The 22549-nt window shown below is 71.5% G+C and carries 20 protein-coding genes; 7 read left to right on the forward strand and 13 right to left on the reverse strand.

Going from position 1 to position 22549, the window contains the following annotated elements:
- Positions 1-109 precede the first annotated feature (109 nt).
- The gene (locus ACI1MP_RS09660; protein WP_404868351.1) at positions 110-1498 is read right to left on the reverse strand and encodes a hypothetical protein; all 1389 of its coding nucleotides are present in this window, start codon (positions 1496-1498) and stop codon (positions 110-112) included.
- 301 nt (positions 1499-1799) lie between these two features.
- Here ACI1MP_RS09660 and ACI1MP_RS09665 point away from each other — a divergent pair, with 301 nt between their 5' ends.
- The 3 genes from ACI1MP_RS09665 (at position 1800) to ACI1MP_RS09675 (ending at position 4648) form a co-directional block, all read left to right on the forward strand.
- Positions 1800-3749, forward strand: coding sequence for a hypothetical protein (locus tag ACI1MP_RS09665; protein ID WP_404868353.1), 1950 nt, complete (start codon positions 1800-1802; stop codon positions 3747-3749).
- A gap of 255 nt (positions 3750-4004) precedes the next feature.
- Positions 4005-4256: a hypothetical protein gene (locus tag ACI1MP_RS09670; RefSeq protein ID WP_404868354.1), complete on the forward strand. Its 252-nt coding sequence runs from the start codon at positions 4005-4007 to the stop codon at positions 4254-4256.
- Positions 4256-4648 (forward strand): type II toxin-antitoxin system VapC family toxin, encoded by a 393-nt coding sequence (locus ACI1MP_RS09675; RefSeq protein ID WP_404868355.1) that lies wholly within the window; start codon positions 4256-4258, stop codon positions 4646-4648. The genes ACI1MP_RS09670 and ACI1MP_RS09675 overlap by 1 nt, the downstream gene beginning before the upstream one ends.
- Positions 4649-4759: 111 nt before the next feature.
- Here the strand turns inward: ACI1MP_RS09675 and ACI1MP_RS09680 are convergent, their stop codons facing one another.
- The 3 genes from ACI1MP_RS09680 to ACI1MP_RS09690 form a co-directional block, all read right to left on the reverse strand.
- Positions 4760-4912 carry a hypothetical protein gene (locus ACI1MP_RS09680; RefSeq protein ID WP_198545076.1) on the reverse strand — a complete coding sequence of 51 codons (153 nt, stop codon included), beginning with the start codon at positions 4910-4912 and terminating at the stop codon, positions 4760-4762.
- A 657-nt stretch (positions 4913-5569) separates the two neighbouring features.
- On the reverse strand, positions 5570-6574 hold the full coding sequence (locus ACI1MP_RS09685) for an NADP-dependent oxidoreductase (protein WP_404868356.1): 1005 nt from the start codon (positions 6572-6574) through the stop codon (positions 5570-5572).
- A 130-nt stretch (positions 6575-6704) separates the two neighbouring features.
- Complete coding sequence (locus ACI1MP_RS09690; RefSeq protein WP_404868357.1) at positions 6705-7391, reverse strand: SDR family oxidoreductase; 687 nt, start codon at positions 7389-7391, stop codon at positions 6705-6707.
- 112 nt (positions 7392-7503) lie between these two features.
- Here ACI1MP_RS09690 and ACI1MP_RS09695 point away from each other — a divergent pair, with 112 nt between their 5' ends.
- Positions 7504-8064: a TetR/AcrR family transcriptional regulator gene (locus tag ACI1MP_RS09695; protein WP_404868358.1), complete on the forward strand. Its 561-nt coding sequence runs from the start codon at positions 7504-7506 to the stop codon at positions 8062-8064.
- Between the two features lie 346 nt (positions 8065-8410).
- Here the strand turns inward: ACI1MP_RS09695 and ACI1MP_RS09700 are convergent, their stop codons facing one another.
- From ACI1MP_RS09700 to ACI1MP_RS09740, 9 genes are all read right to left on the reverse strand, one after another.
- The gene (locus ACI1MP_RS09700) at positions 8411-9730 is read right to left on the reverse strand and encodes a cellulase family glycosylhydrolase (RefSeq protein WP_404868359.1); all 1320 of its coding nucleotides are present in this window, start codon (positions 9728-9730) and stop codon (positions 8411-8413) included.
- A 345-nt stretch (positions 9731-10075) separates the two neighbouring features.
- On the reverse strand, positions 10076-10540 hold the full coding sequence (locus tag ACI1MP_RS09705) for a cellulose binding domain-containing protein (RefSeq protein WP_404868360.1): 465 nt from the start codon (positions 10538-10540) through the stop codon (positions 10076-10078).
- Positions 10541-11219: 679 nt separating this feature from the next.
- A complete protein-coding gene (locus ACI1MP_RS09710; protein WP_404868361.1) occupies positions 11220-11834 on the reverse strand; it encodes an SGNH/GDSL hydrolase family protein in 615 nt (204 codons plus the stop codon).
- 78 nt (positions 11835-11912) lie between these two features.
- Positions 11913-13217, reverse strand: coding sequence for a cellulase family glycosylhydrolase (locus tag ACI1MP_RS09715; protein ID WP_404868362.1), 1305 nt, complete (start codon positions 13215-13217; stop codon positions 11913-11915).
- Positions 13218-13278: 61 nt separating this feature from the next.
- A complete protein-coding gene (gene manA, locus ACI1MP_RS09720) occupies positions 13279-14472 on the reverse strand; it encodes a mannose-6-phosphate isomerase, class I (RefSeq protein WP_404868363.1) in 1194 nt (397 codons plus the stop codon).
- Positions 14473-14566: 94 nt separating this feature from the next.
- Positions 14567-15595, reverse strand: a complete 1029-nt coding sequence (locus ACI1MP_RS09725; RefSeq protein WP_404868364.1) for a LacI family DNA-binding transcriptional regulator — start codon at positions 15593-15595, stop codon at positions 14567-14569.
- A 97-nt stretch (positions 15596-15692) separates the two neighbouring features.
- Positions 15693-16523, reverse strand: a complete 831-nt coding sequence (locus tag ACI1MP_RS09730) for a carbohydrate ABC transporter permease (protein WP_404870786.1) — start codon at positions 16521-16523, stop codon at positions 15693-15695.
- Positions 16524-16570: 47 nt separating this feature from the next.
- The gene (locus tag ACI1MP_RS09735) at positions 16571-17545 is read right to left on the reverse strand and encodes a carbohydrate ABC transporter permease (protein ID WP_404868365.1); all 975 of its coding nucleotides are present in this window, start codon (positions 17543-17545) and stop codon (positions 16571-16573) included.
- Between the two features lie 100 nt (positions 17546-17645).
- Positions 17646-18953, reverse strand: a complete 1308-nt coding sequence (locus ACI1MP_RS09740; protein ID WP_404868366.1) for an extracellular solute-binding protein — start codon at positions 18951-18953, stop codon at positions 17646-17648.
- Positions 18954-19302: 349 nt separating this feature from the next.
- Here ACI1MP_RS09740 and ACI1MP_RS09745 point away from each other — a divergent pair, with 349 nt between their 5' ends.
- The 3 genes from ACI1MP_RS09745 (at position 19303) to ACI1MP_RS09755 (ending at position 22543) form a co-directional block, all read left to right on the forward strand.
- Positions 19303-20295 carry an ROK family protein gene (locus ACI1MP_RS09745; protein ID WP_404868367.1) on the forward strand — a complete coding sequence of 331 codons (993 nt, stop codon included), beginning with the start codon at positions 19303-19305 and terminating at the stop codon, positions 20293-20295.
- Between the two features lie 128 nt (positions 20296-20423).
- Entirely contained in the window at positions 20424-21410 is a 987-nt protein-coding gene (locus tag ACI1MP_RS09750; RefSeq protein ID WP_404868368.1) for a LacI family DNA-binding transcriptional regulator, read from the forward strand.
- Positions 21411-21514: 104 nt separating this feature from the next.
- Positions 21515-22543, forward strand: coding sequence for a LacI family DNA-binding transcriptional regulator (locus ACI1MP_RS09755; protein ID WP_404868369.1), 1029 nt, complete (start codon positions 21515-21517; stop codon positions 22541-22543).
- The last annotated feature ends 6 nt before the right edge of the window (positions 22544-22549 follow it).

Raw genomic sequence — 22549 nt, forward strand, 5'->3', positions numbered from 1 at the left:
TCGGCCCGCGAGCGTAGCCGCGGGCACCGACAACCCACTCCTCACGACTGGAGCGGGTTGCCGCAACGGCGTGTTCGGATACCGGCGGCTGACGCGCGCCATCCTCGGGTCAGCGGCGGAAGCCCCGCCGGGGATCGCGGGCGTCGACGTTGTCGAACGGCTCGAACCACACCGCCGGGCGCAGTTCTCCGGGGCCCGACCACTGGTTGGTGTCGGGGCTTTCGATCCCGGCGTATCGGGAGCTGTAGAGCATGAGCACGTCGGTGTCCTGGAAGAACATGTCGGTGCAGGCGCTGAAGTCGTAGTCGTCCCGGTGAGTAGGCAACTCGGCGTGGCCGGACGACTTGTCAGCGGCGAGTTCGCCGCACCGGCTGCCGGCGTCGTCGAGGGCGAGGTGCAGGGCCATTTCCTCGGCGGTGCAGGTCGGTTGGGGCCAGCGGCCGTGTTCCAGGTCGTCGGTGAGGTCGTCCACGGCTCGGGCGAACCTGCGCCGCCATCCGTGGTCCATGGCGAAGGTGGGTTTCGGCAGCCGGGCGAACACGCCCCAGGTTCCCTCGTGCGCGTCCGGCACCAGCCGGCCGTCGCCGAGTTCTTCGGCGTCCTCGTACGCCTCGTCGGCGAGTTCGCACAGCGCTCCGTGGAGGACGTCCGCGGTGCGCGGGGTCAGGCTCCACAGGCAGGACTCGTCCTCGCACTCGGGGTCGTCGCAGTGCACCGGATCCGTTGCGAACAGTGAAGCGAAGTCGGGCACTTCGTCCTGGGCGGGCTCTTCGGGCCGACCGGCCATGAGCAGGGACGAGCCTGGGCCGAAGTCGATGACCGTGCTCCGACTCCAACGGGCCACCTCTTCCCCCTTGTCCCGACGCAGGAAGCCTCCCTGACCGCGGCCGACGAGGGAGTCGGCACCGGCGATCTCGATGTCCTCGTCAGTGAGCCACATGACGGCGCCGACCACGTCGTGCGGATCGTTGGCGTACAGCTCCTCGGCCGGTCCGGGCGTCCATCCCTGGCCGCGCGCCGCTTCCAGCACCGCATTCCGGTCACGGATGTGGTACTCCCGCAGCACAGCCACCCTGACCACCTGGCCGGGAAGATCCCGCAGGCGCGGAACGGACCCGAAGGCGGTGGACACCGCCCCGTCGTCCCGATCGGGTTCGTCCGACGCGACCGCGGCCTGGTTCTCCTGCTTCTCCGGCCAGGTGGCGAGCGACCCCGGGCCGACGGGCCAGGCACGGGAGAGCACCCGGGTCACGGCCTGCCGCAGAGAAGCGGCCGGAGCGTCGGGCAGTTGCCCGCAGAGCTCGTCCACCCGGGCCGCCGCCCACCTGTCCGGGGTGGACTCCAACGCCTGGAGAAGCAACCAGGCTGCGTGGTCGGCCAGTTCCGCCTGGCGGCAGGTGAGGACGGCCTGCAGGGAGTCGGGGCCGCGGTCGTGGCCGAGCCGCACCAGCACGCGACTCTTGCTCGGGGTGTGTTCGCACAGGAAGTCGGTTGGCACAGCAGTGAGTTGGCGCTCGGGCATACGGAGACTCCGGAAAGGCGGGCGCAGTGCGCTCTGGATGGGGAGTTCCGCTGGTGGACGCGCTGCTGACGAGTCCCCGGACGGGTGAAGTCGTTGCCACGGCTGGTTCCACCGATGCTTTCGGCGGCCCGGACCGGGTGCTGCCGAACACCGTACATGACCCTGGGAGCCGTCGGCGGGCCGATCTTCCGGTGGTGGAGCGATCAGGTCCGGCAGCCCGGAGTGTCCGAGGGGTGCAGCAGGATGGGACGACGATCCGTCTCGGGAGGGGAGAGCGATGTCCGCCAGCGGCAACTGGCTGCCTGTGGAGTTCCTGATCGCCGTCGCGGCCGGCGCCGAACCTGGTTCGGCCGCCGCGCTGATGGTGGCCGAACAGGCGCGGGAGCGTTCCGGTGACCGGCAGACCGGGGAACTGCTGGAGGCGCTGCTCCGTGGTCCCTTCCGGGAGAGCGCGCCGGATTGGATGCTGACGGCCGCCGTGGCGGAAAGCATGCGGGTGGACGATTCCGAGTACCGCGCCCAGACGACCGTCGAACTGGCCGCCCTCGCCCTCGGGCACCCCGACTTCGACGGCGAGCTGCTGGCGGAGGGCCTGCGCGACTGCTCCGCCTACCGGCTGGGGATGCTCGGCGCCGCCGACCGTCCACCGGCACTGACCGTCGCGGTGGCCGCCGAACTGCACCGACAGGTACCGCAGCGACTGCCCTTCACGTCCGCCATGCTGAAGGACCGGACGCCTGCGCAGGAGGTGTTCCGGACCGGGCGCCTCGACGACCGTGTGTTCGACGCGGCGGTCGCGCTGCTCCCCGGTGCGCCCGACCGCTCTCGCCCAGAAGGCGAGAGCCGGGAGGAGTGGTCGGAGCGGATCCGTGCGGAGTACCGCGCCTGGGAGAGCATGTGGCGGACGGTGTTGGAGCAGCAGTTGGACCGCCACGATCGGTTCGTGCGGGCGGTGGACGGCACCGAGGCGGACTCGGTGGTCCGGCGGCAGCTCCTGGGCGGTCTGCCGTGGATGGTGGAACCCGGGCTGCTCCGCCGACTCGCACTGGACGACCTGGCCTCGTTCGACTCCGCCGTGCTGACGGCCCGGATCTGCGGGATGGTGGCCGAGGGGGCGTCCGAGGATGAGGCCCGAGACAGGTTCTCGGTCGAACTGGCCGCACTCGACGGCCCTGCCCGCAAGGAGCTCAGCCTCTATCTGGGGGACGACCCGGTCCTGGGTGCCGAGTTCGGCCGCGAAGCGGCGGTGCTCTGGACGCAGAGTGCAGCCGATGAGCGCTGGCGGCTCATCCTCGACCCCACCGAGGCAAAACCCCGATACAGCGGCGACCCCCACCCGTGGCGCACACCGCCGGACGAACTCGCCGAGCTGGCACGCCGGTTCGCGCTGGTCGCTGAGCAGGCCCTGCACACCTGGGAGCCGAAGGAGCTCTACAGCATCAGCCGGGCCGCCGACCTCCGCTGGGTGCACGCCATGCTGGTGCACCTCCCCGAGGTGACGGCCGAGACGAGGGCCGCCGTCCAACGCATCGTCCGCGATGCCCGGCGCAGCTCGAACCGCCCCCGCTCCTACCGCCCCCAGGACTACGAGAACCACGAGCAGTTCACGAAGCTGCTCGCCGACATCACCCGGATCATCACCGATCCGCTCCCCCAGCCGGCCGCCACCCGCCGCGCCGCCCTCGGCGACCCCGCCGAGGTGACGCCACGCCAGCTCTCCGCCGTCGAACCCGCCGTCCTGACCGCCTACTTGGACCAGCACGCCGGCAACGACCAACTGGTCGAGAAGGCCCTGCTGTCCTGCGCCCAACGGGGCAGCTACGGCAGCGAACCGGTCTTCGTCGATGTCCTCGCCCGGCACTCCGACCCGCAGCGGGCCTTGCGCACCCTGACCCACGACCTGCGCCGCCGCCTCGGGGGCGGCCCCAACGACCGCGAGTCCTGGACCCGGCACGTCCTCGCGCTGCCCGACCACGACCAGGAGACCGTCCTCGCCCTGCCCGCCTGGACGACGCTCACCGTCGGCGGCCCGCGCTACCGCGGCAGCGTCCACCCCGCCGTCCTCGCCCTGATCACCACCACCCTCGGCGACGACCCCCTGGCCTGGCAGCGCTTCGCCGACAGCCCGATAAGCCACGCCGGCCACACCGCCTGGCTCCGGCTCGGTGAGGTCCTCGACGCCGCCAAGCACGGAACCCCGTGGCCGAAGCCGCCCACCTCCCGCTGAGCCGATGACGGGTTCCGGCTCACACTCTCGATGGTGGAGACCGTCTACCGGCCCACCAGAGCATCCCGCTGCTCAAGCGCATGCGCGACGGCCAAGGAGATCGACGTCGCACCAGGGCGGATCATCGGCGTCGGCACCGTCGCAGCGGTCCACCGGGAGGTCCTCTTCCGACCCACGCGAGCCCCGCAGCCGTCCCCCTGACGGATGCGGCGATCCCCGGGCCAGTCACCTACCACCAGAGGTAGCATCGAGACCATGAGCGGTAGCAAGAAGTATTCGATCAGCCTGCCCGAGAACCTCGCCGAGAGCGTCCGCGCCCATGTCGGCCCCGGCGGGTTCTCCGCCTACGTCGCCGAGGCTCTCGAACAGCGCGTCGCCATGGACAAGCTCCGTGAGATCGTCGCCGACTTCGAAACCGACAACGACGAGCTCACCCGCGCCGAGATCGAAGCGGCCCGGACCCTGCTGCGCCACGACCACCGCCAGGCCGGCGGGGCCGCCGCCTGATGCCCGGCACCCTCCTCCTCGACAGCGAGGGCCTCTCCAAGCTCTACCTCAAGGACCGAACCGTCATGGCCCTGGTCCAGGCCGCCGCCGAAGAAGGCGTGCGCGTCGCCACCACCGCCATGACCACACTCGAAGCCGACTACGAGCGCATCCACCGCGCCCGGATCAAGTGGGTCCTCTCCCGCATCGACGTCCACGACGTCACCGCCGACATCGCCGATCAGGCCGCCGCCCTCCTGCGCACCCACCACCTGCACGGCCACAAGTACGCCATCGACGCCGTCCTCGCGGCCGTCGCCCGCACCGCCCCCGCCCCGGTCACCGTCCTCACCTCCGACCCAGAAGACCTGACACTCCTCTGCGGACCCACCATCGAGGTCATCAAGGTCTGACCGCCCTTCCAGCACCGCGTTCAGACCTCGGTGTTCGGGCCCCGGTCCCCGCGAACCGCCACTCGACCTCCGAGACGGTCCGAAGTGCTTCGATCCCGTCGAGGAGACGGGTCAGCGGTTCACTGCCGAGCGAACCGCGAAGTAGACCACGTCGGCGATGAGCAGCAGGACGGCGATGGCGAGCAGGAGGAGCATGCCGTCGACGACGGCGCCGACGACGCCGAGCACGACTGCGACGACGAGGACCAGGAGGAAGAGGACCATCGCACGCCTCCTTGGCGGGGCGGGGTTGTTAAGCGGCGGGCGAGCTGCCGCTCACCCGCGGTGCCCGACCGGTAGGCCGGACGGTGGTGCCGGAAGACCGCTTCCTCGTCCTCGGCGGGCAGGGCGTCGCCGGTGCCGACGGAAGGGCGGTCCTTGATCGGCGGCTTGTCGTGGACGACCTCGACGTGTCCGGGTCCGACGCCGACGCCGTCCAGGGGGACGAGGACCGGGCGGTGGCGGGTGGGCGGGCCGATTCGGACGGCGGCCATCGCCGGTTCGTGCGTGCCGGTGTCCGCGTGGATCGCTTCCAGGGTGCCGACGTCGTGACCGTCCGCGTCCACGACGTCATGCGTGCGCCCCGCGCGGATGTCCGCCGCCTCGATCACCGTGGCTCCCTGCACCGGCCCGCCCCGTGGGGAGCGTCCGCAGGACGACCCGGATGGCCGGCCCGCCAAAAGGCCCTCCCCCTTCAGCGTGCCCCCGTCGGCGCCCGGACACCAGCACCCGCGGTCTCCGGCTGGCTCTTCCCGCACCCGCCAACCGCCGTTCGCGCCGACCGGGCCGCGGTCCGCGGCGACGTGGAAGCGCCGTCCGGACGGTTCCTGCGCCGCCAGGAGCGGCCGGTCAGCCGGAGAGACGGGGACCGGCCGACGGGCCTCACTTCATCGCGACGACAACCTTTCCGGCCTTGGCGCGGCCCTCCTCGGCGTACTCCATGGCGTCGCGGGTCCGGTCGAAGGGGAAGACGCGGTCCACGACGGGGCGAACCTTCCCGGCGTCGACGGGCCGGGTGATCTCGCGCAGCTGGTCACCGTCGGCCTTCATGAAGAGGAAGGAGTAGGTGACGCCGTGCCGCTCGGCGCGGCGCCGGGTCGTGAAGCTCAGTGCGTTCATCGCCTGCCGCAGGAACGGGTTCGCGCCGAGTTCGCGGGCGAAGTCCGCGTCGGGCGGCCCGGCGATGCTGATGGCCTTCCCGCCCGGTTTGAGGACCCGCAGCGACTTCTCCAGGGTCTGGCCGCCGAGGGTGTCCAGGACGACGTCGTAGCCGTCCAGCAGCTGTTCGAAGTCCTGGGTGCGGTAGTCGACGACGACGTCCGCGCCGAGTTCCTCGACCAGGTCGGCGTTGGCCGCGCTCGCGGTGGTGGCCACGTGGGCTCCCAGGTGCCTGGCCAGTTGGAGGGCGATGGTGCCCACTCCGCCGGAGCCGCCGTGGACCAGGACCTTCTGGCCCGGCCGGACCTGCGCCCTCTCGACCAGCGCCTGCCAGGCGGTGAGGGCGACCAAGGGGAGGGAGGCGGCCTGCGCCATGGTGAGGGCGGCAGGTTTGGGGGCCAGGTCGTCCTGGTGGACGGCGATGAGTTCGGCGAAGGTGCCGATGCGGTCCTTGTCGGGCCGGGCGTAGATCTCGTCGCCCACCGCGAAGCGGGTGACGGCGGAGCCGACCCGGACCACCACTCCGGCCAGGTCGTTGCCCAGGACGAGTGGAAGGCGGTACGGCAGGATCCTCTTGAAAGCGCCGTCGCGGATCTTGAAGTCCAGCGGGTTGACGCTCGCCGCGTGGATCTCGACCAGGACGTCCTCGGGGCCCGGCCGCGGATCGGGCCTCTCGGCGGCGCGCACCGCCGACCGGTCGCCGTACTTCTCGATCAGGTAGGTCTTCATCTCTCCGTCTTCCTGCCCCGCCCGCCTGCGGACGGGGTCCCCGCTCGTTTTCCGGCGCGCCCGGTACGGGCCGCTCTCCTCCGGTCACCGCTGGTTCACGGCGCCCCGCGCCGATGCGGCGCGGGGCCTCTCACGCCGCGTTCGGCGACGTGGCCAGGCCCTGCTTGACGTACCGGGTGGTCTCGTCGGCGAGGACCTCGGGCAGGCCCGCCTCCACGGCGGCCAGGGCCTGGGCGGCGACCTCGGCGGGGTCCGCCTTCTGGTCGGCGGGAACGCCGGCGGCCATGTCGGTGTCCATGTAGCCGACGTGCAGCGCCGTCACCGTGATGGCGCGGGGCGCCAGTTCCTCCCGGACCGCGCCGGTCAGCGCCCATGCCGCCGCCTTCGCCGCGGCGTAGCCGCCGTGGCCGGCGGGGTGCATCCAGGACAGGACCGACAGCACGTTGAGCACGCCGCCGCCGCCGTTGGACTCGATGACCGGGGCGAAGGCCCGCGTCACGGCGAGCGGGCCGAAGAAGTTCACCTCCATCTCCAGGCGCGCCGCGTCCGGGCTGCCCGCGATCAGCGGCGTTCCGGTGGAGATGCCCGCGTTGTTGACCAGCAGCGTCGCGTCGGACGCGATGCGGGCCGCCGCCCGGATCGACTCCGCGTCGGTCACGTCCAGCCGCAGCGGGACGACGCCCGGCAGGTCCACCGTCTCGGGGCGGCGGGCCGCCGCGTACACCTTGGCCCCGCGCGCCACGAGCTGGGCGGCCAGGTGACGGCCGAGTCCCCGGTTGGCACCGGTGACGACCGCGACCGCGTCCTTCAGTTCCATGAGCACTCCCGACGTAGGGGGCGGCGGTCGGCCGCCCGAGATAGATTTCATCCGAAATCTAAGTGGGAGTCTAGAATAGATTCAACTCGACATCCAACCGGAAGGGTGACCGATGGGCCGCGTATCGCAGGCACAGGCGCAGGAGAACCGCCGGCGGGTCGTGGAGACCGCCTCCCGGCTCTTCCGGGAACAGGGCACCCACGTCAGCGTCGCCGACCTCATGAAGGCCTCCGGCCTGACCCACGGCGGCTTCTACAAGCAGTTCGCCTCCAAGGAGGCACTCGTCGACGAAGCCACCGCCCACGCCTTCGCCGAACTCGCCCGCCACCACGAGGCCGGGCTCGACCAGTACGCCGGACGGCGCGACGCCGCCCAGCGGGCACTGATCGACGCCTACCTCTCCACCGAGCACCGCGACGGCGCCGCCGACGGGTGCCCCGCCGCCGCACTCGCCGGCGACATGGCCCGCGACGACGCGGACGGCGAGGCCCGCCGCGTCTACACCCAGGGAGTCGGTGACTTCGCCGACCGGCTCGCCACCGACGACCAGGACGGCATCACCCGGCTGTGCACCATGCTCGGCGCACTCGTCCTGTCCCGAGCCACCAAGGGCTCCCCGCTCTCCGAGAAGATCCTCACCACCGCACGCGAGGCGCTGACGGCCACCGACTGACCGGAAACGCGGCACAGGGCAGCCCCTCCCGGGAAGGGCGCGCCGCCGGCCGGCCGCCGGCGGCCCCTCACGTGCAGCCCCGCCCCTTCACTCGGCCCGCCCGGCGACCCCGACCGCCTGCGGGCGGGGGCAAGCGGAGAGCAGCGCAGCAACTGATCGGGGCGTCTGCTCCATGTGCTCGGCAGGGCAGCAAGTGACGGGCCAGGACCCATTCGGGCACCGCTGTGGGTGCGGTGCCGTGGAAGCTGGCCACGCGGCCGTAGGCGCGAGCCAGACGCCGAGGTGTGCCGCCCCCCGGAGAGACAGGGGGTGGCACACCTCGGCGCTCTGCTGGCCGGGAAAGCGGTCAGAAGTCGGCGCGGCTGCCGCGGACGACGCAGGAGGCGCTGTTCTCCCAGCCCCAGCCGTCGCCGTCCGGGTCGGAGGAGGCGCTGGCGCAGTACGGGTAGCCGTTGGGCGCCTTGGTGGGCAGCGGGGTCTGGGTCGGGGTGATGCCGGTGTCGGCGCGGCTGCCGCGGACGACACAGGAGGCGCTGTTCTCCCAGCCCCAGCCGTCGCCGTCCGGGTCGGAGGAGGCACTGGCGCAGTACGGGTAGCCGTTCGGCGCGGTGCCCGGCAGGGACTGGGACGGCGAGGGCGACTGGCTGGGCCGGTCGTAGATGGTGGCGGGGCGGGCGGTGGCGGCGATGCCGTTGGCGCCGTTGAAGAAGCGGTTGCCCCAGGTGGTCAGGGAGTTCTTGTCGAAGTTGTTGACCAGGTCGAGGTACTCGACGCCGCCGCCGTTGCCGCTCCAGGACCAGCCGATGTAGCCGACCTGGAGGGACTGGGCGGCGGCCATGATGGCGTCCTCGTCGGGGTTGCCGTCGCTGTGGTTGGCACCGAACTCGCCGACCACGACGGGCAGTCCGGCGCTGACGTAGCTGCCGAGGTAGGCCTGGACCTCGGCGGCGGTGTCGTAGACGCCGTACATGTGGATGGAGAAGACCGTGTTGCGGTCCGGGTCGGCGGCGAAGACCGAGGCGGCGTTGTCGCGCATGGTGTTGGACCAGTCCTGGCCCCAGTTCGGGCCGTCGACCATCAGGGCGTGGCGCAGGCCGGCCCCGCGGAGCTTGCCGATGGCGTTCTTGGTGGCGGCGGTCCAGGCGGTGTAACCGCTGTTGCCCCAGGGCTCGTTGGCGATGTTGACGACGACGTAGGCCTCCTGGCCGTCCAGGACGCTCTTGTTGTCGACCCAGAACTGGGCGGCCCGGTCGAGGGTGGTGGCGGCGCCGTCCTCGCCGTAGCCGGTGGCGTCGTGGACCTCCAGGACGCAGATGACCTTCGCGGCCTTGCACTGGCCGATCAGGGTGGAGATCTGCGCGGAGCTGGTGCGGGTCCAGCGGTCGCCGTTGCTGAGCACGACGCGGACGGTGTTGGCGCCCTTGGCGGCGATGTCGGCGATCGCGGTGGTCTGCCCGGAGTACCAGGTGTACGCGTGGTTGACCCCGCGCATCACGAACTGGTTCCCGTTGGCCTCCAGGATGCGGCCGTTGCTGACGTGGATGCCGGTGGCGGCGGCCTGGGCACTGCCCGGAGCGAATCCGAACACGGCGATCAGCAGACCGAAGGCGGCTGCGATCGCCGCACCGATCGTCGTGAGCGCTCTGCGGCTCTGCGACGGGTTCATGGCTCTCCTCGAATCGTGGGGGGGGTACGGCCGGCCCGCCGCCATGTCGAATGCAGGGCCCCTGCTGGGGGCTGGGACAGGCGGAGGGAGCGCGGGCAAGCCGCTGGTCGACGTCCGGCCGGTCGACCCGCCGGGGGTGGGGGCCGGGAGTCGGTCCTCGTCGTCTTCGAGATGCTGACACACCATCAGTCGGCGGTCAACGGATCTGACTTAACCGATTAATTAAGCGTCAGAAGCTCGCGGTCGGACTGGAGAGGGTTGTTCAACTGAGATGATCGGGGCTTGGCTGGGTCCTGGTCAGAGTTGACTCTGAGATGAACTGAACCAGTTAATACAAGGCTGCCGTCAGTAGGTGCTGCAGGTCTCCCCGTTGAGGGCGAAGGAGGAGGGCACGCCGTTGGTGCCGAGGGTGGAGGTGCCGCTGAAGCCGAAGTTCACGCTGGCTCCGGCCGCGATGGCGGTGTTGTAGGAGGCCGGGTTGGCGGCCGTCACCTGCCGGCCGGACTGCGCGCTCACGGCATTCCACATGGCGGTGACGCGCTGGTCCCCGGGGAAGGAGAAGACCAGCTGCCAGCCGTTGACGCTGGTGCCGCCGGTGTTCTTGACGGTGACGTCGCCGTTGAAGCTGCCGCCCCAGTCGGAGAGGCCGTAGTGCACCGCGCAGCCGGCCGCCGGTACGGGGGAGGTGGACGGCGCGGAGGGCGAGGGCGGAGTGGAGGCGGACCCGCTGGCGGAGGGTGACGGCTCGCCGGGGGAGGCGGAGGAGCTCGGGCTCGGGGTGCCGGCCACCAGGCCCGACTTGGCGCGCATCCGCTCGGAGCCGGTGGCGGTGAGGGCGGCGGCGAGCAGGACGGCCGTCGGCGCGAGGTTCGAAGTGCGGCGGGGCCGGAGTCTCTTGTACGTGGGTGTCCCTTTCGTCCCGTGAGTGGGGGTGGGAGGAATCCGTGGGGATGACCCGCGGTCGGCGCCTGTCCGTGGCGCGGGCAGCGGGGTCGACCGGGTGCGGTCCCGGCGGATGCCGGGGTGCGGCCTTGCGCACCGGGTCCGGCGGGGGCGGCACGTCTGGTGGCCGCGGGGCGGCCCACGTGACGCGCCTGCGCCTAACCGAATAAGGCGCGCAGACCGTGTTGCTGGCTATAGTCCTCTGCCAATGAGAACCTAACCGGTTTTTCTCAGTCAGCTCTTCCGGCCGGGATACGTCTCGCTCCGGCGTACGGCGCCGCGGCACGAGAGCTCGGCTGTCGGCCACCGGCACGACTGCAAGGCGGGCTGAAGGTCATGCCGGGCCGGACGAGTACGACGTCGCGGGCGGCGGGCGCCGGGCGCCGGTGTGCTGCCGCCTCACGGCCCGAGGCATGCTCCGGCGCCCGCAGCGCTTTCCGCTGCGGGTGTGGTGGTCCGAACCGGCGGTGACCGCGGATGGCGATGCGGACTGCGGGCTGCCCGGCCGCCGGCCGGGCAGCCCGCAGGGCCGGTCGGCTGTGCCGGGTCAGGTGTTGGGGGTGGCGGCCAGGGCGAGCCAGGCGTCGGCGAGCAGGCGGTGGCCGAGCGGGGTGGGGTGGACGCCGTCGGCCGCGATCAGGGCGGGGTCGCCCGCGGTGCGGGCGGCCTGGTTGAGCAGGCCGTCGGCGGCCAGCAGGCGGGCGTCGTGTGCGGTGGCGAGGCGGCGGACTGCCTGGATCCGGGCGTCGAGGTCGGCCCGCCAGCTCCACTGCTCCGCCCGCACCGGCAGCAGGAACGGTTCGATCAGCAGCAGCCGAGGGGCGCAGTGCCCGCGCAGGCTGGTGAGCAGCAGGTGGTAATCGCGCTCCCAGGTGTCGACCGGGCTGGGCAGCCCCTGGTCGTGGCGGCGCCAGGTGTCGTTGACGCCGATCAGGACGGAGACCAGGGCCGGGCGGTGGGCGAGGGTGTCGGTCTCCCAGCGCTCGCGCAGGTCGGTGAGGCGGTCTCCGCCGACGCCCCGGTTGAGCACCTGCGGGGTGCCGGGCAGAGCGGTGGCGGCCAGCGCGGCGTATCCGTGGCCGAGGTCGCCGGGGCGGGTGCGGTCGCGGCCGGCCTCGGTGATGCTGTCGCCCTGGAAGAGGACGGTGGCGCGGGGGTGCATGCGGGGCTCCTCACGGCGGGGCCCGCCGCCCGGGCATGACGGTCACCGGGCGGCGGGCAGTCAGGGGCTGGCGAGGGGTCAGCTCGCCGCGGTCATCGCCTTCGCGTGGGCGGCGAAGAGCTGGGCGCTGGCGTGGGTGGGGTTGGCGGGGTCGTTGTTCCACATGACGCGGTGGCCGTCGTAGTCGGGGTAGAAGGAGCCGTCGTCGACGCGGGAGGTGAGCAGCCAGAACTGGTCGCCGGCCGCGCCGTTCGCGAGCGCGGCGTCGGTCCAGGCCCGGTAGGCGGCGTCGCGGGCGGCAGTGTCGGGGATGTCGCGGGCGGGGTCGATCTGGAGGCCGAACTCCTCGACGACGACGGGCTTGCGGAGCCCGCGGCCGTCGGTGAGGTGGTCGGTGATCCAGCGGGTGCCCCAGGCGGTGGCGTCGGCGCCGGGCTTGGAGCCGCTGGTCTCGCCCCAGTTCTGCGGGTAGACGTGGACGGTGCCGTAGTCGACGGCGGGCAGGGCGGTGAGCTTCAGCCAGTCCACGCCCTCGTAGTCGGAGTAGGGGTAGTCGGCGTGGCCGGCCTTGCCGTAGAAGCCCTCGTCGCCGACCGCGAGGAGCTGGCGCGGGGCGAGCGCCTTGACGTAGGCGCTCATCTCGCGGGCCCAGCCGAGCAGCGTGGCACCGGACTTGTCGCTGCGGCAGCGCGGCTCGTTGGCCAGCTCCCAGGCCATGACGGTGGGGTCGGCGTCGTAGCGCAGGCCGGTGTAGCGGTTGCGGCGTCCGATGACGTGCTTGGCCCAGGCCCGGTAGGCCTTCTTGCAGTTGGCGTCGGTGTAGAAGCGGTCGTGGTTGACGCCCTCGCCGTAGGAGTCGTCGGGCAGGCCGAGGAACCAGGAGACGTACTGGCGCATGCCGCCGTAGTCGGGCCAGTTGTTGACCAGCGGGAGGACCAAGCGCAGGCCTAGCTGCCCGGCCTTGTGCACGGCGTAGTCGAGGCTGTCGAAGGCGGCCTCGTCGTACCGGAACGGCTTGGGCTGAAGGGCGCGGTGGGAGTGGCCGTCGCCGTCGGCGAAGGCCCAGGCGCGGATCACCGTCAGGCCCATCGCGGCGGCATCGTTCAGCACCGCGTCGATCATGTAGTGGGACTGCTGGTGGAGGTAGTAGCAGTTGGTTCCGCCGAAGCGGAACTTCCTTCCGTCCAGGCGCAGTTCGCCGCCTCTTGCGGTGACGAACGAGCGCTTCGCGCCGTCCTCGCGGCTGCGGCCCTGCTGCTCGGCGTCCTGGCCCGCGCCGGTGGTGGCCAGTGCGGTGCCGCCGAGTAGGGGGGTGGTGGCGAGGCCGAGGGCGGCGGCTCCCAGCAGGGTGCGGCGGCGGCTGGTGCGGGGCTGGTCGTTCACGGGGCTCCTCCGGACAAGCGTGGGTGGGGCGGTGCCTGGGGGTGTGACGGGTGGGCTTCGGTCAACGGAGCTGTGGGACCTTCGCGCGGAACAGGGTGGCGTCACCGTCCAGCTGGACGGGTCCGCCGGCGGCCGGGAGGTAGGCGGACTGCCCGGCGCCGAGGGTTGTTCCGCCGTCGATCCGGGCGGTGCCGCGCACGCAGAGCAGGATCTGCGGGCCGTCGTCGGCGATCTCCAGGGGTTCGCCGAGTTCGATCCGGGAGAGGCTGAACTCCTCGGCAGGAGTGAGGAATTCGAGCTCGCCGCAGCCGGTGGGAACGGCGGGGACGTGCTGCGGGGCGGTGGGGCGGAAGTCGACCACCGCGGCCAGTGCGACGGTGTCGACGTGCTTGGGGGTGAGGCCGCAGCGCAGCACGTTGTCGGAGCCGGCCATGATTTCGACGCCGAGGCCGCGCAGGTAGGCGTGCGGGACTCCGGCGTCCAGGTAGAGGGCCTGGCCGGGGCCGAGGCGGACGTGGTTGAGCAGCATCGCGGCGAGGATCCCGGGGTCGCCGGGATAGTCGCGGGCGGCGTCCCGGTACGCGGCCCAAGTGGCCGCGTCCGCATCGTCGCCCGAGGCCAGGGCGGCCAGGGCGGCGGGGAGTTCGGCGGCGGCCCGCTTTCCCCTGGTCCGGTCGTCCGCGAGAGCGGCGGTCAGCACCGTGCGCAGTGCCTGGTCGGCGGGGGCGGTGCGCAGCTGCCGGATCCAGGGGTCCAGCACCGGCAGCGCCAGGCGCTCCCAGAGCGCGGCGGTGGCCCGGGGGTCACGGAAGCCGCAGAGTGCCTCGAAGTCGCCGAGGGCGCAGATCAGTTCGGGCTTGTGATGGCGGTCGCGGTAGATCCGGTGCGGGGCGTCGAGCGGGATGCCGGCGGCCTCCTCGGCCGCGTACCCGGCCTCGGCCCGGGCGGTCGTCGGGTGGACCTGGACGGAGAGGGCCTGGTCGGCGGCCAGCAGTTTCAGCAGGAAGGGCAGGCGGGCACCGAACCGGTCGGCCACCCGCTCGCCCAGTTCGTGCCGCGGGTCGCGGGCGATGACGGCGTCGAGTGCCTCGCTGCCCCGGCCGCGGTCGATCCGGGCGGGTGCGCCGGGGTGGGCGCCCATCCACAGCTCGGCCTCGGGTTCGCCGCTGGGCCGACGGCCCGTCAGTTCGGCGAGGGCGGTGGTGGAGCCCCAGGCGTAGGTGCGGATGGTGGTGCTGAGCAGGTCGGCGGTCATGTCGGTGCTCCGGTGTGCGTGGGCCCCGGTCCGTCCCCGAGCTTCCTCACCCTCAAGAGGAGCCGGGGACGGACCGGGAGTCTGTGGGAGGCGGTCAGCGGGCCGGTGGGCCGCTGCTGCCGCGTGGTACCAGGACGGGCGTGGGGGCAGGCGAGGTCGGCGGACGCCGGTGCTCGATGACGTCGAACAGGGTGCGGGCGACCTGGACGCCGTACCCGTGGACGTCGTGGCTCATCGCGGACAGCGGGGGGTGGGTGAGCCGGCAGAGCTGGGAGTCGTCCCAGGCGATCAGGGACACGTCCACGGGGACCTGGAGGCCGAGCTCGGCGGCGACCGCGATGCCGGCCACGGCCATGATGTCGTTGTCGTACACGATCGCGCTGGGGCGCTCGGCGGAGGCCAGCAGCATCCGGGTGGCCCGGGCACCGGCCCGCCCCGAGAAGTCGGTGGGCAGGCTGCGCGGCGGCTCCAGGCCGAGCTGCGCGGCGACGGCCTCCAGCGCCCGGGTGCGGATCGCGGTGTGGCCGAGGGCCGGGTCGCCGCCGACCCGGGCGATGCGGCGGTGGCCGAGCATCGCCAGGTAGCGGACGGCGTCTTCGACGGCGGCGGAGTCGTCGGTCCACACGGCGGCCAGTGCCGGGCCGGCCAGGGCCGGGTGTCCGGCGGCGACGGCGGGCATGCCGAGCGCGGCGACGGCCGGGATCCGGGGGTCGTCCTCGGTGAGGTCGACCAGGACGGCGCCGGACACCCGGCGTGTGCGCCACCAGGTGCGGTGCACGGCGATCTCCTGCTCGCGGTCGCGCACCAGGCGCAGCAGCAGGGTCGCCGAGCGCTCCCCCAGCACGGTCTCGATGCCGGAGATGAACTCCATGTAGAAGGGTTCCAGGCCGAGTTGGTGGGCGGGGCGGGCGATGACCAGGCCTACGGTCTCGCCGTCCGGATGGAGGCTGGCCAGGCTGCGGGCGGCTTGGTTGGGTACCCAGCCGAGTTCGGCGGCGGCGGCCCGGATGCGGCGCCGGGTGGGCGCGGAGACGCCGGGCCGGTCGTTGAGGGCGAGTGACACGGCGCCGGGAGAGACTCCCGCGCGGGCGGCGACGTCGCGGATGGTGACGCGTCCGCTCATCGCCCCGGTCTCCTTGCCGTGGTGGGTGCGCCCTGCCGAGGCGGAGGCACCACGGCGCAGGTGTGGTGCCTCCGCCTCGGCTGTCCCGGGGGCCAGCTCACTTGCTGGATCCGGCGGCGAAGCCGGCGTAGATCAGGCGTTGCAGGGCGAGGAAGACGATCAGGGTCGGCAGGATGACCAGGATGGTTCCGGCCGAGATGATCTCCCAGTTGACGCCGAACGGGCCCTGGAAGCGGAACAGCGAGGTGGAGATGGTGCCGAGGTCGCTGGAGGGCATGTAGAGGAAGGGGATGAAGAAGTCGTTGTAGACGGTGACGCCCTTGACGATGACCACGGTGGCGATGGCGGGCTTGAGCATCGGCAGGATGATGCGCCAGTAGATGGTGAAGCTGTTGGCGCCGTCGAGGCGAGCGGCCTCGTCGAGGGAGACCGGGATGGAGCGGATGAACTGCAGGAAGATGTAGATCGAGATGATGTCGGTGCCGAGGTAGAGCAGGATCGGCGCCCAACGGGTGTTGAACGCACCGAGGTTGTCGATGATCTGGAAGGTCGCGACCTGGGTGGTGACGCTGGGGACCAGGCTGGCGAGCAGGAACAGCGCCATCACGAGCTTCTTCAGCCGGAAGTCGAAGCGGTCGATGGCGTAGGCGGTCATCGAGCCGATGACCACCGTGCCGGTGACCGAGACCAGCAGGATGAAGGTGGTGTTGAGGAAGGCGGGCAGCATCTTGCCCTGGGTGAAGGCGATCCGGAAGTTCTCGAAGTTGAGCCAGTTGCCGGGCAGGTCCAGCGGCCCGGTGCCGAGGGCTTCCTGACGGGTCTTCAGCGCGGTGAAGAGGATCACCAGCAGGGGGATCAGGACGACGGCGGAGGCCAGGACCAGCGAGAGGTACTTGGCACCGCCGGCTACGGCGGACCGGGCGTGGATCCGGCGCGCGGCGCGGAGGTGCCGCGCGGGGGTGACGGGGTCGGTGGTCACGAGAGTTCCACCCTCTCCTCCGGCACCAGGCGGCGCTGGATCCAGGTGACGAGCAGGATCAGGACGAGCAGGACCACGGCGCTGGCCGAGGCGAGGCCGAACTTGTCGAACTTGAAGGCCATGTTGATGCTCTGGATGACGAAGGTCTGCGAGCCGTTGGCGCCGCCGGTCATGATGTACGGGATCTCGAAGACGGCGAGCGAGCCGGAGACGGCGAGGATCGCGCTGAGGCTGATGACGGGCTTGATGCTGGGCGCGATGATGTGGCGGAACTGCTGCCAGCGGTTGGCCCCGTCCAGGGCGGCGGCCTCGTAGAGGTGCGGCGGGATGGACTGGATGGCGCCGAGGAAGAGCACCAGGTTCAGGCCGGTGTAGCGCCAGACCGACACGCCGGCCAGGGACTTGTTGACCAGGTCCGGGTCGCCCATCCAGAGGTGGTCGTCGTGGATGCCGAGGAGTGCGAGCAGGGAGTCCAGGGTGCCGTGGGGGCGGAAGAAGTAGAGGAAGACGAACCCGATCGCCACGCCGTTGATCAGGTAGGGGAAAAAGAGGATGCCCTTGAAGAGGTTGCGAAACTTCGTGTTGAAGCTGAGCACGGTGGCGAAGTAGAGCGCCAGGCAGATCTGCAGCACCGCGGCGATCAGGTAGACGCCGCTGACGAGGAACACCTTGAACAGCTCGGGGCGGGTGAACAGGTCGGTGTAGTTCTCCAGGCCGACGTTGTTCTTCTCAGGGCTGATGCCGTCCCAGTCGGTGAAGCTGTAGCCGAGCATGTCGGCGATCGGCAGGTAGGTGAAGGCGGTCAGCAACCCGAGCGGTACCAGCAGGTAGAGCCATGGCGTGAACCACCAGTGCCGGCGGACACCCTTGCGTCGGGTGGCGCGGCCTTTGCGGGCAGGGGCGGCGTCGGCGGCGGAGGCGGTCCGCGCGGGGGGCTGTGCGGTGCCCCGGTCCCTCTGCAGTGCAGTCATCTTCGTTCCTTCGTTGGTCCTGGCGTCCGGTGAGCGGCACGGCCCGGCCCTGATGTCAGGGCGGGTGGGCGCGGGCCGTGCCGCTCGGTTCCCGGGTGGGTCAGCCGACCGTCTTCTGCGACTCGGACCACTTCTTGTTGAGCTCGGCGAAGTAGCTCTTCTGGTCGCCGGGGGCGGCGCCGCGGGCGATGTCGACCAGCTTCTGCCGGTAGTCGGGGGCATCCAGGTTGATCTCCGCTCCCTTGTCGATCTTCTTGACCTTGGCCAGCTGCTCCTGGTTCTGGCCGATCATCTGCACGCCCTTCTCGGTGAAGGGCTTGAGGGCGCTGGGCAGTTCGGTGCCCTTGACGGAGGAGATGCCCTGCTCGTTCTGGGCGGCGCCGGACTTGTTGATGAACCAGTCGATCCAGGCGCGGGCCGCCTCCTGGTTCTTGGAGTGCTTGTTGATCGCGTACTTGTAGTCCGGCTGCAGGACGGTGCAGGGCTTGCCGGTGGTGGACGGGAACGGCATGTAGCCGATGTCGTCCGGGTTCGCGCCGGCCTTGGCGGCGGCGTCGCGCACCTGGGAGATGGACCAGGAGCCGAGGTACATCGAGCCGATCTTGCCGGTGGCCAGCAGAACCTTCGAGTTGTCCCAGTTGGTGGTGGTCGGGTCGGTCTCGGAGAGCTTCTCGCTGACCACCGAGTAGAGCAGGCTGTCGATGGTGAAGATGTCGTTGCCGCTGGTCCACGGCAGCGGCGTGGTGGCCATCGCGTCCTTGGCCTTGGGGTCGCAGCTGGGGGAGCTGACCGCGTCGGTCCACTGCCGCAGCGGCCAGCCGTCGTGGTAGTTGGTGTAGTACGGGGTCGCGGCGCCCTTGGCTTTGATGGCCTTCAGCGCGGCGGTGAACTCCTCGGGGGTCTTCGGCCACTCGGTGACGCCGGCGTCCGCCCAGACCTTCTTGTTGTAGACGAAGCCGGTCACGGTGCCGTAGTTGGCTATGCCGTAGACCTTGTCGCTGACCGTCGAGTAGTCGGTCCACTGGTACTGCTTGGACAGCTCGGCGGCCTCACCCAACGGCGAGAAGAAGTTGGGGAACTGAGCGATCGACAGGTCCGAGGGGATCGGCAGCACGTCACCGTAGTTCTCGGTGTTCATGCGGATCTTGACTTCGCCCTCGTAGTCCTTCATGCCCTCGAACTTCACCTTGACGTTCGGGTAGAGCTTGGTGAACTCGGCGGCGTACTTGTCCAGGGTGCCGTCGCCCAGCTGGTCCGTACGGTTCGTCAGGACCGTGATGGAGCCGGACACCTTGGTCGGGTCGGAGTTGACCGTCGGGACCGAGGTAGCGCTGCTGCCGCCATTGCTGCTACACGCCGTGAGCACCACCATGGTCGCGGCCGCAACGGCCACCCATCCTCTTCGCATCTCGCCCATCCTTCGCGCTGATCGTCTTCTGAACACGGGGGAAGCGACATCCAGCGGACCTGACCGGCCTCCCTGGCTGCTGGACGCTTAACGTAGACGTCACTTTGCTGCCATGTCCATAGAGCGGTCAACTTTGATATCCACCAGTTTTGTTACCGATCAAGGCCGTTTTTACTAAAACTTTGCCTAACTCATCAGTGGATCGGCTCTGTTATCCGACTGCGATCGAGGGTGCCTGGACAACGTTGTCAGCGAGGGTCAGAATCGCCGGGAACGCCCCGGCGGCACCCGGTCCAGCACTGCGGCGCCCCCTAGTCAGACACGCGGAGAAGTTACAATGAGTTACGAAATGGCTGGTGCCGCGATCACAGCCGGGTCAGCACCGGGTGGCATCCCCGCAGGACCGCTGATCGCGGCCCTCGACATCGGCGGCACCAAGATCGCGGGCGGCCTGGTCGACACCGACGGCACCCTGCTCCACCAGCTCCAGGTGCCCACCCCCGCCGACGGCGACCGCCACGAGCTGATGACCGCCGTCGACCACGTCCTCGACGACCTCGCCCGCCTCCCCGCCTGGCAGCACGTACGGGCGCTGGGCATCGGCAGTGCCGGCCCCGTCGACATCGCCGCCGGCACCGTCAGCCCGGTCAACCTCCCCGGCTGGCGCGGCTTCCCGCTGCGGTCCGAGGCCGCCGAGCACCCCGCCGTCCGCGACTTGCCCGTCGTCCTCGGCGGCGATGCCGTGGCCATGACCGCCGCCGAACACTGGCGCGGAGCCGCCCGGCCCTTCCGCAACGCCCTGTGCCTGGTGGTCTCCACCGGTGTCGGCGCCGGCCTCGTCCTCAACGGCCGCCTCCACACCGGCACCACCGGCAACGCCGGACACCTCGGGCACATCAGCATCGACTACGGCGGCCGCCCTTGCCCCTGCGGCTCCCGCGGCTGCCTCGAAGGACTTGCCTCCGGCACCGCCATCGCCCGCACCGCCGCCGAACTCGGCTGGCGCCCCGGCCCGGACGGCGACGCCACCGCGGGCGCCGTCGCCATCGCGGCCCGGGCCGGCGACCCACTCGCCCTGACCGCCTACGACCGCGCCGCCCGGGCCCTGGCGGCCGGCATCGCCGCCACCGCCAGCCTCGTCGAACTCGACGCCGCGGTGATCGGCGGCGGCGTCGCCAAGGCCGGCTCCGTCCTCTGCGACCCGCTCGCCCGCCACCTCGCCTCCTACGCCACCCTCTCCTTCACCCGCGGACTGCGCCTGGTGCGCGCGCACCTGGGCACCGACGCGGGCCTGGTCGGCGCCGCTGCCCTCGCCCGCCCCGCACTCCCCGCCCACCGCTGACGGGGCCTCCACCGCGTCACCCGCGAAGGACCGTCCCGCGGACCGAGAGGAGACGGAGGTGCCGGGCCCGGACGGCCGCCGGCCTCCCACCACCGATGAGCACCAGCAGACACGGCACCAGACCGACCATGAACGACGTCGCCACGCGAGCGGGTGTCAGCCTCAAGACCGTCTCCCGGGTCGTCAACCGCGAGAGCGGCGTTACCCCCGCGATGGCCGAGCGGGTCCGAGCCGCGATCGCCGAGCTGGGATTCCGCCGAAACGACACCGCCCGCCTGCTGCGCACCGGCCACACCGCGAGCATCGCGCTGTTCCTGGAGGACATCGGCGACCCGTTCTCCTCGCTCCTGGCCCGCACGGTCGAGGAGGTGGCCGTCGAGCAGGGCTGCCTGCTGTTCACCGGGTCCAGCGCGGAGGACGGAGAGCGCGAGCGCGAGCTGGCCACCGCCTTCTGCGCGCGCCGGGTCGACGGCCTGCTCATCGTGCCCGCCGGCGCCGACCACTCCTACCTGTCACCGGAGATCGCCTCGGGCACACCGGTGGTGTTCCTGGACCGGCCCGCCGCGGCCATCGACGCCGTCCTCAGCGACAACGCGGGCGGCGCCCGCCACGACGTCACCCACCTGATCCGTCACGGACACCGCCGGATCGGATTCGTCGGCGACCTGCCCGGCATCCACACCTGCGCGGAGCGGCTGCGCGGCTACCGCCAGGCGATGGACGAGGCGAACCTGCCGGTGGACGAACGCTGGATCGCCACCGGCCCGACCACCCCTGCCCAGATCGCGCGATCCCTCGCCCGCCTGCTGGAGGGGCCCAAGCCCGTCACCGCGCTGCTGACCGCCAACAACCGGATCACCACGGCAGCCCTCGGCGTCCTCGCCCACCACGACGCGAGGCCTGCCCTGCCGGGGTTCGACGACCTCGAACTCGCCGCGCTGCTCACTCCAGGCCTGACCGTTGTCGCCCAAGACCCCACGGCCCTCGGCAGGAGCGCCGCCGGCGTGGTGTTCGACCGGCTGCGCGGTGACACCGGCCCGAGCCGCCGCGTCCAGATCCCCACCCGCCTGATCGTGCGGGGATCGGCGGAGAAGGCCCCGCCACCCGAGGGCTGACCCGAGGCGAACGGGCGCCTGCCGCTGCTGCGCGACCTGACAGGATGGGACCCGGAACACGTGGAAACGTGCCGCAGGCCCGCCAGCCGTCAGAGGGGAACAGCATGCCGCACCGGGTGACGATCCGAGACGTCGCCGCTCGCGCCGGGGTCTCCGCCGGTGCCGTCTCGCTCGCCCTCAACGACCGGCCCGGCGTCTCGCAGGAGACCCGCCGCCGCATCACCGAGGCCGCCCGAGAGCTCGGCTGGTCCCCCAATCTCGCCGCCCGTTCGCTGGCCCGCGGTCCGCAGGTGCACACCATCGGCATGGCGATCAGCCGCGAAGCCGTGGACGAGGGACTCGACGCACTCCACATGGCCCTCATCGGCGGCATCGAGCACGTTCTGTCGGAACGGCCCTGCTCCCTGCTGCTGCACCTGACCACCAGCCGGGAGATGGAGATCGCCCTCTACAAGCAGTGGTGGCAGTCCGGCCAGGTCAACGGGGCGGTCCTGACTGGGGTGACCGCGGACGACCCCCGGATCGAGCCCACCCACCGCCTGGGCATGCCCGTGGTCGCCGTCACCCACCCCGACCACAGCGGCCCCTTCCCGGCGGTCTGGAGCGACGAGGCGGCGGCCATCACGGAGGCGGTGCGCTACCTGGCCGTTCTCGGGCACCGGCGGATCGCCCACATCGCGGGCCCCGCCAAGCTCGGCAGCGCACTGGTCCGCTCGCAGGCGTTCGAAGACATCGCCGTCGAACTGTCCCTGGAGGACCACCGCACCGTGGTCACCGACCTGTCGGCACATCAGGGCGCCCGCGCCACCCGGGAGTTGCTTGCCTCCGCCGACCGGCCCACCGCGATCGTCTACGACAACGACATCATGGCCGTGGCCGGCCTGGCGGTGGCCGCCGAGCTGGGCCTGCGGGTCCCCGAGGACCTGTCGCTGGTCGCCTGGGACGACTCGGACCTGTGCCGGATCACCAGACCGGGCCTGTCCGCCCTCAGCCACGACCCGTTCGCCTTCGGCTCGGAGGTAGCCAGGTGCCTGCTCGAACTCCTGGACACCGGGCGGGCCGAGTCCCGCATCTCCGGCACCCCCGAACTGGTCCCGCGCGGGACCACCGGCCCGCCGCCGCGGCAGCCGTGAGTCCGG

It is taken from the genome of Kitasatospora griseola, assembly GCF_044999035.1.
GTDB classification, from domain to species: domain Bacteria; phylum Actinomycetota; class Actinomycetes; order Streptomycetales; family Streptomycetaceae; genus Kitasatospora; species Kitasatospora griseola.